General features: G+C 41.2%; 14 protein-coding genes. 6 read left to right on the forward strand and 8 right to left on the reverse strand.

Annotated elements, in window-relative coordinates; genetic code table 11:
* Positions 1-114: 114 nt before the first annotated feature.
* Both KIV10_RS00005 and KIV10_RS00010 read right to left on the reverse strand, forming a co-directional pair.
* Positions 115-561, reverse strand: coding sequence for a hypothetical protein (locus KIV10_RS00005; protein ID WP_214111438.1), 447 nt, complete (start codon positions 559-561; stop codon positions 115-117).
* A 77-nt stretch (positions 562-638) separates the two neighbouring features.
* Complete coding sequence (locus KIV10_RS00010; protein ID WP_246516144.1) at positions 639-1,745, reverse strand: tyrosine-type recombinase/integrase; 1,107 nt, start codon at positions 1,743-1,745, stop codon at positions 639-641.
* Positions 1,746-1,867: 122 nt separating this feature from the next.
* On the opposite strand from KIV10_RS00010, the gene KIV10_RS00015 reads away from it, so the two are divergent.
* Positions 1,868-2,278, forward strand: coding sequence for a hypothetical protein (locus tag KIV10_RS00015; protein ID WP_246516145.1), 411 nt, complete (start codon positions 1,868-1,870; stop codon positions 2,276-2,278).
* A gap of 36 nt (positions 2,279-2,314) precedes the next feature.
* On the opposite strand, the gene KIV10_RS00020 is transcribed toward KIV10_RS00015, so the two are convergent.
* Complete coding sequence (locus KIV10_RS00020; protein ID WP_214111440.1) at positions 2,315-3,055, reverse strand: hypothetical protein; 741 nt, start codon at positions 3,053-3,055, stop codon at positions 2,315-2,317.
* Positions 3,056-3,380: 325 nt separating this feature from the next.
* Between KIV10_RS00020 and KIV10_RS00025 the strand changes: the two genes are divergently transcribed.
* A complete protein-coding gene (locus KIV10_RS00025) occupies positions 3,381-5,141 on the forward strand; it encodes a T9SS type A sorting domain-containing protein (protein WP_214111441.1) in 1,761 nt (586 codons plus the stop codon).
* Positions 5,142-5,408: 267 nt separating this feature from the next.
* Here KIV10_RS00025 and KIV10_RS00030 read toward each other — a convergent pair whose 3' ends face one another.
* Both KIV10_RS00030 and KIV10_RS00035 read right to left on the reverse strand, forming a co-directional pair.
* Complete coding sequence (locus KIV10_RS00030) at positions 5,409-6,479, reverse strand: RluA family pseudouridine synthase (RefSeq protein WP_214111442.1); 1,071 nt, start codon at positions 6,477-6,479, stop codon at positions 5,409-5,411.
* The gene (locus KIV10_RS00035) at positions 6,466-7,098 is read right to left on the reverse strand and encodes a PASTA domain-containing protein (RefSeq protein ID WP_214111443.1); all 633 of its coding nucleotides are present in this window, start codon (positions 7,096-7,098) and stop codon (positions 6,466-6,468) included. The genes KIV10_RS00030 and KIV10_RS00035 overlap by 14 nt, the downstream gene beginning before the upstream one ends.
* A 198-nt stretch (positions 7,099-7,296) precedes the next feature.
* Between KIV10_RS00035 and KIV10_RS00040 the strand changes: the two genes are divergently transcribed.
* The 4 genes from KIV10_RS00040 to KIV10_RS00055 all read left to right on the forward strand — a co-directional run bounded on the left by KIV10_RS00040 (position 7,297) and on the right by KIV10_RS00055 (position 12,356).
* Positions 7,297-8,274 carry a D-alanine--D-alanine ligase gene (locus tag KIV10_RS00040; protein ID WP_214111444.1) on the forward strand — a complete coding sequence of 326 codons (978 nt, stop codon included), beginning with the start codon at positions 7,297-7,299 and terminating at the stop codon, positions 8,272-8,274.
* 215 nt (positions 8,275-8,489) lie between these two features.
* Positions 8,490-9,602: a lipid-A-disaccharide synthase gene (gene lpxB, locus KIV10_RS00045; protein ID WP_214111445.1), complete on the forward strand. Its 1,113-nt coding sequence runs from the start codon at positions 8,490-8,492 to the stop codon at positions 9,600-9,602.
* Between the two features lie 58 nt (positions 9,603-9,660).
* Entirely contained in the window at positions 9,661-10,257 is a 597-nt protein-coding gene (locus KIV10_RS00050) for a C40 family peptidase (RefSeq protein ID WP_214111446.1), read from the forward strand.
* A 77-nt stretch (positions 10,258-10,334) separates the two neighbouring features.
* The gene (locus KIV10_RS00055; protein ID WP_214111447.1) at positions 10,335-12,356 is read left to right on the forward strand and encodes a ComEC/Rec2 family competence protein; all 2,022 of its coding nucleotides are present in this window, start codon (positions 10,335-10,337) and stop codon (positions 12,354-12,356) included.
* A gap of 9 nt (positions 12,357-12,365) precedes the next feature.
* On the opposite strand, the gene KIV10_RS00060 is transcribed toward KIV10_RS00055, so the two are convergent.
* The 3 genes from KIV10_RS00060 to KIV10_RS00070 all read right to left on the reverse strand — a co-directional run bounded on the left by KIV10_RS00060 (position 12,366) and on the right by KIV10_RS00070 (position 16,492).
* Positions 12,366-12,899, reverse strand: coding sequence for a thioredoxin family protein (locus tag KIV10_RS00060; RefSeq protein WP_214111448.1), 534 nt, complete (start codon positions 12,897-12,899; stop codon positions 12,366-12,368).
* Between the two features lie 79 nt (positions 12,900-12,978).
* Positions 12,979-15,051 carry a peptide MFS transporter gene (locus KIV10_RS00065; protein ID WP_214111449.1) on the reverse strand — a complete coding sequence of 691 codons (2,073 nt, stop codon included), beginning with the start codon at positions 15,049-15,051 and terminating at the stop codon, positions 12,979-12,981.
* 34 nt (positions 15,052-15,085) lie between these two features.
* Positions 15,086-16,492, reverse strand: a complete 1,407-nt coding sequence (locus KIV10_RS00070; RefSeq protein ID WP_214111450.1) for a peptide MFS transporter — start codon at positions 16,490-16,492, stop codon at positions 15,086-15,088.
* Positions 16,493-16,509: the final 17 nt, after the last annotated feature.

The raw sequence follows: 16,509 nt of genomic DNA on the forward strand, positions 1-16,509 counted from the left end.
CTAACGGTCAAGTATAACCGCAGTTACGGGCAAGTTAGCGAAAATTTTCGGTATGGAACTGACGTTAGCAATTCCGAGTGGATTCGGACGTAGTCGAATCCGCCGTAATTGCGGTTATACATTGTTACCCAACGTTTTTTCTTTCCGTTCAATATGGTGAAATTCTTGAGTTTCTTCCTTTTCCGATTTATATTCTTTTTCGTCTGTTAAAATCCAAGAGTTTAAATTCAGATATAGTTCAGTAATTCCTTTCGTTCGAGACTTCTTTTTTCCAGCAGTAAATTCAACTTTAAATTCCGCCTTTACTTTTGCCTCTTTAATAAATTCCGTTTCGATATTGTGCTTTTTTAAATCGTCCGCAAACCATTCCGAAATTTCATAAAACATATTAAAGTCAGTTTTCGATTCCGCATTGTTGAGTTTTTGAGTTCTATTCAGGAAATCAAATTCAATAATTCCACTTTCCAATTCAACCAAAGATTTCATATCGTTCACTATTTTCCAACCAGCGAACATATCGCAAAAAATGTCAGCATTATGTTGTAGTCTTTTCCTTCTCATTATTGTTTGGTCAAATGTTGGGTAACATGCGTATATAAAACCTAAACGTGACGTATATATTGCACATGTACACCATGCTAGGTCGGTTTATCCGTTTCAAATGTAACCGTTTCATACAACGTATCCAAGGGACTTTTCAAAGTTTTGTTGCTTATCCCCAAAACACGCGTGTACACTTCCGTAGTCTTGGTACTGCTGTGGCCCAGTGCGCTCTGTATGTACCGTATATTCACCCCACGCTGCATTAGGTGGGTGGCAAAGCTATGGCGCAGGGTATGCGGCGTACTCCACGGGTTGCCTTGGGTTGCCTTTACCGCTTTTCTATAAATGCGCTGTATGCTCTGGGCCGTATACTGCCCACCGTCCTGCCCCTCAAACAGCCAGTAGCTGGGTTTGTACGCCTTGTAGTACGCCCGAAGCAACTTTAATAGCATATCGCTAAGCACGGTGTGCCTATCCTTTTTTCCCTTACTGTCCTTTATAAATATGTACCCATCTGTACTGCGGATGTCCGTTACCCGAAGCCGCACCACTTCGCCCACCCGCAGCCCAGCCCCGTAAATAGCGTGCAGTATGGCCTTGTGCTTTAGGTTGGTGGGGTGGTTTATTATTTTTCGCACCTCATCCTCGCTCAGTACATTGGGCAGATCCTTACTTTTTGTGGGGCGCGTTATACTGTAATATTCCCGCGGGAGTTCCAGTGTATGCTCATAATAGCACTTTATGGCGTTAATAAGCTGGTTCTGTTTCTGTTCGCTTATTTTGTATTTGGTTATCAGGTAATATACAAAACCCTCTATCTGCTCCTTGGTCACCTTACGCAGGTCTGCCGTTTCAAAATACCTGAAAAACTGCTTCAGGTTGCTTTCGTAATTCTTTATGGTGGCAGCGCTGAAACCTTTGAGCATCATTTTCTGGTGGTTGCGGTCTAGCTCCGCCTGTATTTTTTCTGAAACTGTAAACTCCGGAACCGTTGTGGAGCCTTCGGTTTCTTCGATTATAAGCAGGTCCTTGAAAATTTTTTTTACTTCTGAAATGTTGCTGGGCACATTGGGAAGGCTCCATAGCTTTTGGTTATAATGGTAAAAGGATCCGGGCAGCTTCTTGAAAATCTCCCGCTCCCTTTTCATTGAGTAGGGTATATGGAATTTTACCCGCCCACTATTGTTAAGGGGTTTGTACATTATAATATGAGTATCTTTATTCATAGAGGGCTGAGGAATCTCGATTTTTATTCTTTTAAGTAAAAGAATAGTATCAAAACTAACCAACCAAAGCGCAAAAAGCCAAGTGCAAATGAGTATAAATGAATATAACCGTTAAGAACGGATATAGTATATTTATTGATTATACTATTGGAGTCATGGAAAAAACTTGCAAGATTTGCGCAAAACCCCTCAAGGGCAGAACAGATAAAATTTTCTGCTCGGCACACTGCAAAAATCAATACCATAAGTACGTGCGCTATGCCTCAAAAACCGCCGCAATTGAAATAAATGGCTACCTAAAGCGCAATTACGCCATTTTATGGGAGCTTCTGGGGACTAACAAAACCCAGGTTAAAGTGTACCGAAACATATTGGAAAAGAAAAAGTTCCGTTTTAAATACCACACCCATTTCCACATCAACTCCAGCAACAAAACCTTTTTCTATGTGTACGACCTTGCCTGGATGGAATTTTCTGATGATGAAATCTTGATTGTGCGGAAGCGGTAATACACAATGCCTTCAAACTTATAAAATACAATCATCTCAAACAACCAGGATCCCAGCCCCACCCCTAGCTTGCGATTTATATAATCGATCGGGCAACTTTTGGTAATATTGAATTTTTACCGCCCCAAACACTTCACATCCTTGCTCCGGCTTCCCAGCAGGTTCAAACACCAACTCACGCGCTTCTTCCCCGGCTTCAAACATCACATTTTCTGTACTGGGCGTAAAATGAAAAATATTATCCTTTAAATTATAGGCCAAAACCGCATATTCAAAGCCTACATGCGTTGTGCCTTTCGGAAATTTAAGTCGTTTCAGGTCAAAGGCAATGGCATAAAGCGTTCCGGTCTCCTTGTCCAAGTTCAGTACCGGCCCCAGTACATCCCTACTCTTCATACCAAGTGTAAATTCAAATTCCCTTAAAATTTTTCGGCCCATATCGCAACATAGTCCTGCGCCAACCGTGCGTTCGCCCACGGGTGCCTCATCAAGCGTTTTTAGCTGCATAAAGAGTTTCATCAACCTGCGGTGCCGCGTGCCGTCCTTCAAATCATGGAGCATAGGGGCCAAGGCTTCCTTAAAACTCCTATTAAAACTGCTACAGAGCGCCAGCTCCTTATTACTGTTTCGCACCCCTTGCATATTCGGATTATTTTTAATACTTTCGGAGGTAAATCCACCGCCAGCCTTGCGTTGGCGCTGTTCGCCATCCTGTATATAGTAGTTGATGCCGTTGTATGTTCCCTTAATGGGCAGTAAACTATGTTTTGAAGCCATAACCAGTTGGTTTTAAGTGGATAGAAGGCCGAAAAGTAAAACAATCCTCCCAATTTTCCAAATCCGTATGCCGACTGTATGCCGATGGTATGTCGACGCTATGCCGTTGGTATGCCGTAGATACTTATAGGATACTCCCACTATCCTCCCAGTTTCCCTCTACCTAGCTCCCAACTAGGTACCAGATAACCACCACATTGTTTTCCGAAAATGATATAAATCCCTAACAAATCCCCAAGATAATTGGGGTCCATCTGCAACAAGTGGTTTTGTTAACCCGAATATTATCAATAGCTTTATAAGCATAACCTCAAAATAAAAAACGATGAAAAAAAGATTGTTACTTCTTTCCACAGTAATTCTTGGCTTCTTGCCGGCTGTAGAAGCCCAACAAATGGGTAAAAAGGCATCCCTGAATGAAGATGGCACCATCTCGGTAGAGACAGCATTATTGCCTGCAAGCGAAACAAACCCCGGCAGGACCCAAGTTGCGGATTTAATTTTTAAATATGGTCAACCGGCACATCCCAACTTCAAGAATACAAGAGGAACAACCCTTGCAGATCTTGATGGAGATGGCGTGGATGAAATTCTTTATGGTATATGGAACACACTTTACGCCATTAAAGGGGATGGCACCCTCCTTTGGGAAAAGGATGTAAGCGGTACCATTACACTTCCACCCACGGCTATGGATATGGATGGGGACGGTATGGTAGAAATTGTACTCAACACGGGCGGAGTGCCCAATGCAGGCCGCGTCTATTTAATGGATAATAATGGCGATGACCTTCCCGGATGGCCCCTTAATTTTATGGAACACTGGATGATCAACGCGCCCGCCGTGGCAGATGTGGATGATGACGGAAATCTTGATATCGTAACGGGCGAAAGGGTCACTTCGACCCAAGGTTTTATACACGCCTTAAAAATGGACGGGACGCCCATCAACGCAAACTGGCCCGTAGAGATTGCCGCCACCCCGGCCTTTACGCCCTCCATTGCAGATGTGGATAACGATGGCAATACAGATGTGGTCATCGCGGCTTCCTCTGGAGGTATGTATATCTTCGATAATCAAGGCCAGGTTTTCCCCGGATTTCCCGTGGTAGATGCCAATGTAAAGTATTCGTACCAATCTCCTATTTTGGCTGATCTGGATGGCGATGAGGATTTAGAAATTATTGGGAGCAATCATGGCGACGCCCCCGGTTTTTACGTCATGGAACACGACGGTTCATATAAGGCAGGTTGGCCTATTGCCACCGCAGGATGGACGTACTCTCCTCCTACTGTGCTGGACGTGGATGAAGATGGAACGTTCGAGATTTATATGTCAGATAGAATTACGAGCAACGATGGCAGTCCACTGCCCACTGTTTATGGCCTAACGCCAGATGGCAACAATCTACCGGATTTCCCCATTGAAAAGTACGGCGGTACCGAAGGTGTTCTTTCCATCGCAGATGTTAATGATGATGGGGTGTTGGAAATTATCTTCCCAAGCATTATGACAGATGCTGATGGAGATGGCTACATACATGCGTACTCTTTGGACGGAAGCGGCGAGGTGGATGGCTTCCCCCTACGCCCCAGAGGGTTTACATTTTTGAACGGAGCCGTATTGGGAGATGTGGATAATGACGGTATGCTGGACCTTACCGCAAACAGTTACACGCAATTGTTTGGCGCTGGGGTAGATTCCACATTTGTGAATGTGTACAACCTCAACGTACCGTACAATCCCGCAACCATTAAAAGAAATGGCTACAAAGGGGACAACAGTCGCGATGGTTTTGTGGAGGTAGAGGATGTTCTGGGAATTGCCGATAACGCTTCAGGAATGAATATTATGGTGAGCCCAAATCCTTCAGAGGGAATATTGAACCTTTCGGTCTCTTCAAACCTTGAAAATGCTACCTTAAAAATGTACAGCACTGATGGGAAATTGGTTTTTTCTGAAGAAAGAAATTTCGCCGTAAATGCTTCCAGCACGTATGATTTCAAGAATCTAACGGCCGGACTATACTTCATTCAAATCTCAAATGGAAATAGCACCCTAACGGCCAAATGGCTGAAACAATAATGCAGAAAGTCCGGTGAAAAACAACTTCTTTCACCGGACTTTTTTTAATTTCAGACTCCCATTAAAAAATAGACCACTACCTTATGCAGTATATCTGAATAAACACGTTCTCCGGATAGCAACACTTCACATAAATGAAGAATTGAATTTCTGCAAGACCCATTATAAAACTACGGAAGAATTTCAACAATATTTACTATTGCAAAAGAAAGCGAAACCTAATGATTCAAAACCTAGATTCCTTCAAGAAGAGAACTAATTGCGCCCTTACTCCAAAACGTGCTGTGAATAATTTCTCCATTTTTCCAAACAAGCCTGGATATCTTCTGGTATTGGGCATTCAAAACGCATAAACTCACCTGAAGTGGGGTGTACAAATCCCAAGGTCCTTGCGTGCAACGCCTGTCTCGGCAAAACCTTAAAACAGTTTTCCACAAATTGCTTGTATTTTGAAAACGTGGTTCCCTTTAAAATCTTTTCGCCACCATACCGCTCATCGTTAAATAGGGTGTGGCCTATATATTTCATATGTACTCGTATTTGGTGGGTACGTCCGGTTTCCAATCGGCACGATACCAAGGTCACATAACTCAACCGTTCCAGTACTTTGTAGTGCGTAACGGCGGGCTTTCCTTTTTCGTCCTCATCATTTTCATATACAGTATTCTGCAAACGGTTTTTGGGATGGCGGCCTATATTGCCTTCAATGGTGCCCTCATCAGCCTCTACATTTCCCCATACCAGCGCAACATATTCGCGCTCCGTGGTCTTGTCAAAAAACTGCTTGGCAAGGTGCGTCATCGCCTCCTCGGTTTTGGCAATTACCAATAATCCGCTTGTATCCTTATCTATTCTGTGAACCAATCCCGGCCTGTTTGCTGGCGCTATCCCAAGCGGATTAGATGGATTGGGTAGGTTTTCAAAATGGTACGTAAGCGCGTTTATAAGCGTGCCGCTATAATTCCCATGACCGGGATGAACAACCATTCCTGCAGGCTTATTTACTACAATTACGGCATCATCCTCGTGTACTATATCCAGCGGTATATTCTCTGGAACCAATAAAAACTCATAGGGTGGGTGCTCAAACAGCACCGTTACCACATCATTTCCCTTTACTTTGTAATTGGATTTTACCGCAATGCCGTTAACGTGGATGTTGCCAGCCACCGCAGCCTTTTGAATTTTATTGCGTGTGGCCTTTTCAACAAGGTTCATTAAATATTTATCTACACGCAACGGCCGTTGCCCCTTGTCCGCCTTAAAACGGTGATGCTCATAAAGGTCATCGCTTCCCCCGTTTTCATCTATTTCTTCCCCGTCCTTAAAATTCGTCATTGCTTTCTTCGTCTAGAGTTGCTGGTTCTTGTTGAGGATTCTCGTCATAATTCTCTTCAGACTGGATTCGGTTCAGGGATTGGTCGCCCACTATCAAATCTATTACCGAAGTCTTCTGAAGCGGGGTGCCGGGCTCAAGCTTTTCACCCTTGTACCGAAGTTCAAGTACATTATCACTTATGTGTGGCCTATAGCTAATCTTGCCTATTTCAAAACCCATCGCCAGCAATGTGGGCTCAGCCTGCCTACGCGTGCGGCCCAGTACATCGGGCACTTCTATCTTTCTATAGCCGGAGGGGTTTAGGTTCAAGTAAATCTTCCTGTCTTCCTTCACAAATTTTCCTGCCTTTGGTATTTGTTCAATTACTGAAAACTTTGGGAAATCTGGATTGTAGTTGGCAGAATCCAAAATCTCATACCGCAAGTCCATATCCTCCAGTTTTTCGGCAACCTTATCCAGGGTCATCTTGGCGAGGTTAGGCACCTCTATCCGTTCGTTATGATTGGTACTTGCCCGTAGCCACCATAAGATCAGGAAAGCTATAACAATAATGGCCAAAAAGGCGATGATTACTTGTTTCAGAAATGTCTTGGTGAACAGAAATTGGAAAAAAGTCATATGTTCTGGATTAGGGCACAAAAATATAAAACCCAAAGGTAGTAATTTCTGTGAATGCAGTTATTATTAAGAATGCGCTCAGGGATTTTTAGAAACTAATCTTTGCGGGACGATAATCTTTCAATATTAAATTTTGAACATTCATCTTTACGCTTCTAATTTTAATATTTTTGTAAACGCAGATTTTAATTAATTGTTATGGCAAAAAAGCATGTAGCCGTTGTAATGGGCGGATATTCCAGCGAATTCCAGATATCGCTGAACAGCGGCGCGGTAGTCTGCGAAGCTTTGGATAAGGAAAAATATTTGGTGCATCCCATCCACATCACAAAAGACGGCTGGTTCTTCGTCTCAAACGATGGAACAAAACAGCCTGTGGACAAATCCTCTTTCAGTTTTGGCACCGGCACGGAAACCGTAAAGCCAGATGTAATATTCAATACCATCCATGGCACCCCAGGCGAGGATGGCTACCTACAGGCATATTGGGAACTTCTGGGGATTCCCCACACCAGTGCAGATTATTACCAGGCCGCCCTTAGCTTCAACAAGCGTGACTGCCTTTCCGTACTCAAAAATTTTGGGGTCCGGTGTGCAAATTCGTATTATATAAATCAAGGTTCAGAAATAAATGCTGATGAGATAATAAAGAAAACAGGATTGCCCTGTTTTGTGAAACCGAACCGTTCCGGATCCAGTTTTGGCGTGAGCAAAGTCCACGAAATGAAAGCGCTAATGCCCGCTATTGAAAAAGCTTTCGGGGAAGATTCTGAAATAATTATTGAAACCGCGCTCGTGGGCACTGAAGTTTCGGTGGGGGTTTATAAAAAGGGCGAAGAGATAATTGCACTGCCCGTAACCGAAATAGTATCTGAAAACGACTTCTTTGATTATGAGGCTAAATACGAAGGAAAATCTGAAGAAATAACCCCTGCAAGAATTTCAGAAAAAGAAACCGAAATGGTTCAAAAAGAAGCAATTCGCATTTACAAATTATTGAATATGAAAGGCATCACCCGCAGTGAGTTTATCATTGAAAAAGGAAAACCCTATTTCTTGGAAATCAATACCAACCCGGGACTTTCAAAAGAAAGCATCGTCCCCAAACAAACCAAGGAAGCAGGAATGACCCTCCCGGCCTTCTTCGATATTTTAATTCAAAACGTACTTTTGTAATAGTTGATGGTCGATAGTTGATAGTTGATAGTTGATAGTTGATAGTTGATAGTTGATAGTTGATAGTTGAATGTAGATTTTTAATAAATAAAGTCTTTTATTCTTTTAGTCTTTTAGTCTTTTAATCTTTTAATCTTTTAATCTTTTAATCTTTTAATCTTTTGACCTACAACCCATAAACTATAACTCCTAACTCATAACTCATAACTCATAAAGTGAAATACTACCTAATAGCCGGTGAGGCTTCTGGCGATTTGCACGGAAGCAATTTAATGAAGGCGCTGAAAAAGGAGGATCCGGATGCGGACTTCCGTTTTTGGGGTGGCGACCTCATGAAAGCTGTGGGCGGCACGGAGGTTAAGCACTACAGGGATCTTGCATTTATGGGATTTTTGGAAGTAGTGTTGAATTTGCGCACCATCCTGAAGAACATTTCCTTCTGCAAGAAAGATATTGAAGATTACAAACCAGACGTTCTCATTTTTATAGACTATCCCGGTTTCAACCTTCGCATCGCAAAATGGGCACGGGAAAAAGGCTACAGGACACATTTTTACATCTCCCCACAAATTTGGGCTTGGAAAGAAGGCAGAATAAAGGACATAAAAAGGGATATCGATGAAATGTACGTAATTCTTCCTTTTGAAAAGGAATTCTATGAGGAGAAACATCATTTTCCAGTGCATTTTGTGGGCCACCCGTTGATTGATGCAATCTATACCCGAAAACAGGTAACCCCAGAAGCATTCAAAAAGGAAAACGGACTTGACGAAAGACCTATCGTCGCATTGCTTCCAGGCAGCCGAAAACAGGAAATAAAGAAAATGCTGGAGATCATGATTTCGGCAGCAAAATATTTTACAGAGTATCAATTCGTGATTGCCGGTGCGCCAAGTCAAGAAGTTTCTTTTTATCAGCCGTACTTAACCAATCAGAACGTGCACTTCGTAGCAAACAAAACCTATGATCTTTTGAGCATTGCCAATGCCGCTTTGGTTACTTCCGGTACCGCAACGCTTGAAACCGCACTCTTCAAAGTGCCACAAGTAGTTTGTTATAAAGGCGGACGCATAAGCTATGAAATTGCAAAGCGAGTGATTAATCTGGAGTACATCTCATTGGTCAATTTAATCCTGAACAAGCCTGCGGTCAAGGAATTGATTCAAACAGATTTCACTGTAAAAAATGTGAAGGAGGAGCTTTCAAAAATTCTGGATCCATACACAAGAGCTACGTTGTTTTTGGATTATTATGATTTGGAAATAGCACTCGGAGGCCGTGGGGCAAGCAAAAAGACAGCCAAACTTATCTACGGCGCGCTTAAATAAATCAATAACAGAAATATTTTTTTATTTTTAGGGAATAATTCACATTGCCCTTATTTTTATGAAAAAAGTATTCGCCATTCTTTTCTTTTCCTTTTTATTGATTTCCTGCGGAAGCACCAAAAACACAGGGAAAATTCCTGAAGAAATAATTGGGAGCACCACCGCTACCAAAAAACCTGTCCGAAAAGTAAAACCGAATAAAAATACAAGGGTCACAAAAACCAATACCCGCAAGGTTGAGGAAACCGAAGATACTGTAAACGAAAGCCCCAAAGACACCCGCGAAAACATTATAGAGTTTTCAAAAACCTTTCTTGGCACCCGCTACAAATTTGGAGGTACCACAGAAGCTGGAATGGATTGTTCCGGCCTTGTTTATACAGCTTTCAAAAAAGAGGATATTGAGCTTCCCAGAATATCACGGGATATGGCCACTAAGGGAATTCTTATTTCATACAAGGACATTGAAGAAGGGGACCTCGTCTTTTTCCGAACCAGCCGTAAAAATACCATTACCCACGTGGGCTTAGTAGTTGAGGCCAAGCGCGGGGATGTGAAATTTATCCACTCCACCACCCGAGCCGGGGTTATTATATCGTCCATGGAGGAGAAATATTGGAAGGACGCTTTTGTTGAGGTGCGGCGTATTATTTAATTGTTTATTAATTTTTAATGTACTACATTTATGTAATTCTCCCCTATTAATTTTAAGTATTACTTAAAGTTACGGGTATGAAATTCATAAACTTTGCGGTTGTAAAATTTGTTCTTTTACTTATTTCTGGAATATTGACCGCCCACTTTTTCACGGCTTCCCTCCTTTTTCTTACTATTTTAATCCCACTATTTGTAATCCTTTTCGGAGTTTTTCTTTATGATAGAAAACAACTCTTCCAGACAAAATACTTCGCAATTATTACCTATCTATGTTTCTTTTCTTTGGGATATTTCAGTTATCAAATTCGTCTTCCCCAATTTCAGAAAAATCACTATTCAAAATGTATTTCTGAAAACAAATCTGAATTCATACAACTTAAAATTGAACAACAGCTAAAACCAGACAACTACAACCATAAATATATTGCAAAGGTTCTAAAAGTTGGCAAAACCCGCAGTCAAGGAAAAGTTCTATACATAGTTTTGAAAGATTCGCTAAAGGAAATATTTAAACCTGATGAACTCGTCATGGTTTATTCCAATATTTCTGAAATTCCAAAACCTTTAAATCCCTATCAATTTGACTATTCCAAATATATGGCGAGCCTCGGGGTTTATGGCCAAATAAAATCCTCACACAATCAGATACTTTCTCTCAAAAAAGGCAAACCAACAATAAAAGGTACCGCTGAAAATGTTCGGCAATTCGTCATCCACAAATTGGAAAAAACAGACCTCAAACGCCCCCAAAGAGGTATTCTGCAAGCATTGATTCTGGGAGATAAAAAGGACGTGGACAAACAACTTTATACTGAATATGCCTCTGCCGGCGCGGTTCACATCCTTGCGGTTTCAGGGCTGCACGTGGGAATCATTTATATGATTTTGGGCTTTCTCTTGAGGCCTCTACATTATTTCCGCTACGGAAATTCAATAAAATACGGATTAATCATTTTATTGCTTTGGGGATTTGCGATGCTTTCCGGCCTATCGCCATCGGTAACGCGCGCGGTGACAATGTTTAGCTTTTTTGCCTTAGCCCAAATAGTTGATAGACCAACAAACTCAATGAATACGCTTTTCCTTTCGTTATTGGCATTGTTGACTTTCAATCCGCTTTGGCTCTTTCAGGTGGGGTTTCAGCTTAGCTATCTGGCGGTATTTTTCATCATTTGGTTATACCCAAAATTATATCGATTGGGCTATTCAAATAAATGGTATTTAAGAAAAGGCTGGTCCATTATTTCGGTGACGCTTTGTGCCCAGTTGGGAGTCCTTCCGCTTACACTCTACTATTTCCATCAGTTTCCCGGTCTTTTTTTGGTGACCAACTTGGCGATACTTCCGTTTCTTATGGCATTGATGTGTTTTGGGATTATCGTCACGCTATTTGCTGTTGTTTGGACAGTCCCAAATTGGTTGGCATTCGCCTATAATAGTACCATTGAATATCTCAATAAATTAATTCATTGGGTTTCTGTGCAAGACGAATTTCTATTTCGGGACATCCATTTTTCCGAAGCAAAAGTTATTGGTAGTTATTTTGCTATTGCAGCGGCAGTCCTATTATGGAAACATTTTAGCTTCCGAAGACTAGCTGTTTCTTTGGCTTCTATTTCTCTATTAATAGGAATATTTGTTTGGGATGAATATCAAAATTCTTCGAATGAGTTTGTAGTTTTTCATAAAAATAGAAGTAGCATCATAGGGATAAAAACTGGAAATGAATTTATTTATTTCAAAAATGACACTTTCAATCAAAAAGAAAATTTCCCGCTCAAACCGTATATGGTTTCAAGGAATATTACCAAATATTCTGAAATGAAAATACCAAAAATATTTAGCTTCAACCACAGAAACATTTTAATTGTGGACAGTTTGGGTATATATCCTAAATCCGAAAACATACATACAGTTGTTCTCTCAAATAGCCCGAAAATAAATCTATCTAGACTAATTGATAGTTTAAAACCAAAACAAATTATTGCGGATGGTAATAATTATAGAAGTTATGTTGCCAGATGGGAAGCAAGTTGTTTAGCAAAAAAAATCCCGTTTGTGCATACAGCAAAAACGGGAGCTATAGTTGTAGAGTAAAAACTTTTTCTAGAATGTAGGCTTAAATTCCTTTTGGTATTTTTCCCAGGCTTCTGCGGTTGTTACGTTCAGATAGTCATCCGTAGCGATCATCTTTAGGAAAAGCTCCAATTGCGGTGGTGTTCGGTAACCCGGTACGGCCTGAATAAGATCACCATTTTCCTTGAAGAAAACGATACTGGGATAGGCATTTACCTTGAGCGCGTGTGCAAATAGATGTTGGGAATTTCTTCCCTTTCGCTCTGGGTTGTAATTGGGATTTGTGTAGGTAAAATCCTTGTAATCGATGGGATCATTTCCTTCCGCATTGAATTTTACCGCGTAGTAATTCTCATTCACATATTCAATTACTTCTTTATCGCTAAAGGTATTCTTATCAAGCATTTTGCACGGGCCGCACCAGGTTGTGTACACGTCCATAAAAATTTTTTTCGGCTTTACTTTTTGTGCGGCAAGCGCTTCTCCCATTGTCATCCATTTAATTTCCTGTGAATTAATGGTTGAAACAGATAAAAGCAAGGCTATAAGTATAAAGTACCTCATTAGTTCGGTTTTTAAATTTGTAAAATTTAGACAAAAAGCATTCCACAGTTAGTATTGCTTCCTGCCTAAAAAAGTTTAGTTATCGGATGCCGTGCATCAACTTTTTCAACATTGGGTTCAATAGCATAATTAAAACCCCAGCCACCACTGGCACTATGGTAAATATCAGGAAAAATGTTGAAAGATCATACTTGGCCGTAATATTTTCAATTTGTCCACCAAGTACTGCAGCCAACTTATTTCCAATAGCAATGGCAAGATACCACATACCGAACATAAACGCAATCATACGCGCCGGTACCAATTTTGAAACGTACGAGAGTCCCACCGGTGAGAGGCAAAGCTCCCCAAGGGTATGGAACATATAGGCCAAAATCAACCAAATCATGCTCACCTTCACGCCATCCTGAATTCCGTAGGAGCCCCACGCCAAAAGACCAAAACCAATTGCCATGATTATTAATCCAAGACCATATTTTACAGCGGCTGAAGGATTGTATTTACTTTCCCACCATTTTGAGAAGAAGGAAGCAAAGGCAATAATAAAGAAAGAGTTGAGGATACTGAACCACGAAACGGTGATCTCCACTTCATCGCTCTTTATTTCAGAAATTGTGGCGGGCACAACTCCATTATCCCTTTCTGATATTGCAGAATTATTTCTAGCCGTAGTCAAACGTTCCTCGTCCAAATAACCATAACTACTCCCTTCATTATCCTTGCTTATCATAAAAATCTCGTCTCCTACCTTTAAATCGTATGGCTCCGTTATTTTGGTAGTTCTTTCAACCACGACATCTGTATCGGTAACCAAATAATTTTCAGAAATGGGAATATAGCTCACTGTTGTTTCGCCTTCGTCATTGGTAACCGATTTTTCAATAGCTCTATAGGAAACATCGTACGCGGTAGTGTTCATATCCCTATTGAGCATCCAGCCTACAATTCCCCACATCAAAGCAAAACATACTACCAAAACAATGTTTGAACCGGGAATTTTATAGAACGTTTTTTTCCAAAGTAAATAAAGAACGTATGAAATAATACCGAGCGGGATTACAGTAAGCAACACATTTACAATATTGAATATCACGGCTTGATTTCCACTTAATACCCTATTCACATTATCCCTTGCAAAAATGATAAGTGAAGTAGCACCTTGCTCAAAACTCATCCAGAAGAAAACGGTAAAAAATGCAAATACCACAAAGGCAATCATTCTATCACGAATGATGGGCGCGTATCTTACAATTCGCCCTATAACCAGAATCAAGAACAAAAACAGCGCTATGAGTATGGCAACGTACTGCCCTTCCATACTGCCCATTTGCAATACTGAAAACATATCGATTCCCGCAATTTTTGAAAGCGGATCGTTGAGTGCATATCCCAATCCCACAAGGGAACAGATAATGATCAAAATTTTATCCAGTTGCGTAAACGGATTCAGTTTGTTTACTTCTTCCTCTTCTTTTGTTTGGTTCACTTTTACCTCAACTTTATCCTGCTCGTTGGGTGTTCCGCCAATCTTTCCAAACAAAGGCTTCGCCAACCAAAACTGCAGCGTACCCAATAACATGAAAATGCCCGCAAGACCAAAGCCCCAAGACCACCCAATTCTTTCAGCCAAATACCCGCAAAGCATCATCCCAAAAAAGGCACCTGCATTTACTCCCATATAAAATAGGGTGAAAGCTCCATCCTTTTTTTGTTCGTTGCCTTTGTACATTTCAGAAATAATGGAAGTAATATTGGGTTTGAAGAATCCTGTACCAATTACTAGAAGCGCGAGACCCAAGTATAGCGAAAACTCGGTTTCAATAGCCATGGCGGCGTGGCCAAGCGTCATTATGAACGCCCCTATTACCACGGCCCAACGGTAGCCGGTAAATTTATCTGCAATTACCCCTCCTATGATTGGGGTAATGTAAAGAAGCATGGCATACGTCCCAAACAGTGCCCCAGCATTTTCAGCAGACCACTCCCAACCGGGATTGTAGCCAATGGCAGCCATGGTAAGGAAATTAATCAAAAGAACACGCATCCCATAAAATGAGAAACGCTCCCACATTTCAGTAAAAAAGAGTACGAAGAGTCCTCCCGGATGCCCTAAAACTTTGTCCTTAAATAGATTTTCTATATCTGTATTCATCTGTAATTTTTAATAATTGAAATAGATGGAAATATTATTGAGCTTCGTTTATCTTAGGATCGGCAATTTCAAACCCCTCATTATCCCCAGAGATTTCACGCTCGTTGTCTTCGGCGCCGTGGGTAAGATTTTCCAATTTCTTTCTTATCAACAAAACCAAAAGACCAAAAACCACACAGAATATTGCAATACCGGTAAATACTGTATATTCACCTAAATCTGAAGCAGACTCGCCGAGCAAGCCCGCAACCTTATTTCCAAAACCCGTCATTGCAAAATATACACCCATCATTAAGGATGCGTATTTAAGAGGTGCCAATTTCGTAATATATGAAAGCGCCACAGGCGATAAGCAAAGCTCACCGATGGTATGGAACAGGTAAGCCAGCACCAACCAGTACATTGCGGAAGCTCCTTCACTGTTAAACTGCGCGGCGGCGGCAGTCATAAAGAAGAAACCCGTACCCATGATTATTAAACCGATACACATTTTAAAAAGCGAAGTGGATATTTTTCCCTTTAACTTTCGTTTTGCCCAATATGCAGCTACTACAGTTCCGAATATGATAATGAACATTGCATTCAAAGACTGAAACCAAGAGGCGGGAACCTCAAATCCCATAAGCATTCTATCCGTTTTTTCTGAAGCGTAAATATTCATCAAACCGCCAGCCTGCTCAAACGCACCCCAGAATACAATAACAAGAATGAAGGAAACAAACAGAACCACTACCCTATCTTTTTCAACTTTTGATAATGGTCTTTTCATTGCCGCTTTTTCTTCTGGATCTATGGATTTATTCGTGTTGTTCCCAACATATTTCAAATGTTTCTGACCAACCAAGTATTGAATCAAGCCCAATAACATTCCAATAGCAGCCAACCCAAATCCATAATGCCAGCCGTATACTTCGCCTACATAACCAACGATTAAGCTGGAAAGGAATGCACCTATATTAATTCCTATATAAAAAATGGTAAATCCTTTATCCCTTCTTATATCGCCTGGTTTGTAAAGACCACCAACCATGGTTGATATATTGGGTTTCAACATTCCCACACCAGCGATAATAAGTCCCAATCCTGAATAGAAAGCCCACATTTCTTCAATGGAAAGTATTCCGTGCCCTGCTACAAGTAAAATACCTCCTACCAAAACAGATTGTTTCTGACCCAAAAATTTATCTGCAATCCAGCCGCCGGGAATGGAAGCTACGTAAACAAGCATTGTGTATGTTCCGTACAGCGATAGGGCTTCGGCATTTGTCCAACCTAGACCAGGATTTCCGCTGGTTGCTTCCGCTACAAGGTAAAGTACCAGAATAGCCCGCATCCCATAATAGGAAAATCGCTCCCACATTTCGGTGAAGAACAAAATATAAAGGCCTACGGGATGACCGAACAATTCCTTTTGATTGCGATATTGAACTGCTTCTTGCATATAATTTAGTTAATTGG

This window comes from Aequorivita echinoideorum, from assembly GCF_018476645.1.
In the GTDB taxonomy this organism is placed as follows: Bacteria; Bacteroidota; Bacteroidia; order Flavobacteriales; family Flavobacteriaceae; genus Aequorivita; species Aequorivita echinoideorum.

What these genes read in the sequence shown, in the direction of transcription:
- KIV10_RS00005 (WP_214111438.1), bottom strand. Translation starts at nt 561, where the DNA reads ATGAGAAGGAAAAGACTACAACATAATGCTGACATTTTTTGCGATATG.
- KIV10_RS00010 (WP_246516144.1), bottom strand. Translation starts at nt 1,745, where the DNA reads ATGTACAAACCCCTTAACAATAGTGGGCGGGTAAAATTCCATATACCC.
- KIV10_RS00015 (WP_246516145.1), top strand. Translation starts at nt 1,868, where the DNA reads ATGAATATAACCGTTAAGAACGGATATAGTATATTTATTGATTATACT.
- KIV10_RS00020 (WP_214111440.1), bottom strand. Translation starts at nt 3,055, where the DNA reads ATGGCTTCAAAACATAGTTTACTGCCCATTAAGGGAACATACAACGGC.
- KIV10_RS00025 (WP_214111441.1), top strand. Translation starts at nt 3,381, where the DNA reads ATGAAAAAAAGATTGTTACTTCTTTCCACAGTAATTCTTGGCTTCTTG.
- KIV10_RS00030 (WP_214111442.1), bottom strand. Translation starts at nt 6,479, where the DNA reads ATGACGAATTTTAAGGACGGGGAAGAAATAGATGAAAACGGGGGAAGC.
- KIV10_RS00035 (WP_214111443.1), bottom strand. Translation starts at nt 7,098, where the DNA reads ATGACTTTTTTCCAATTTCTGTTCACCAAGACATTTCTGAAACAAGTA.
- KIV10_RS00040 (WP_214111444.1), top strand. Translation starts at nt 7,297, where the DNA reads ATGGCAAAAAAGCATGTAGCCGTTGTAATGGGCGGATATTCCAGCGAA.
- KIV10_RS00050 (WP_214111446.1), top strand. Translation starts at nt 9,661, where the DNA reads ATGAAAAAAGTATTCGCCATTCTTTTCTTTTCCTTTTTATTGATTTCC.
- KIV10_RS00055 (WP_214111447.1), top strand. Translation starts at nt 10,335, where the DNA reads ATGAAATTCATAAACTTTGCGGTTGTAAAATTTGTTCTTTTACTTATT.
- KIV10_RS00060 (WP_214111448.1), bottom strand. Translation starts at nt 12,899, where the DNA reads ATGAGGTACTTTATACTTATAGCCTTGCTTTTATCTGTTTCAACCATT.
- KIV10_RS00065 (WP_214111449.1), bottom strand. Translation starts at nt 15,051, where the DNA reads ATGAATACAGATATAGAAAATCTATTTAAGGACAAAGTTTTAGGGCAT.
- KIV10_RS00070 (WP_214111450.1), bottom strand. Translation starts at nt 16,492, where the DNA reads ATGCAAGAAGCAGTTCAATATCGCAATCAAAAGGAATTGTTCGGTCAT.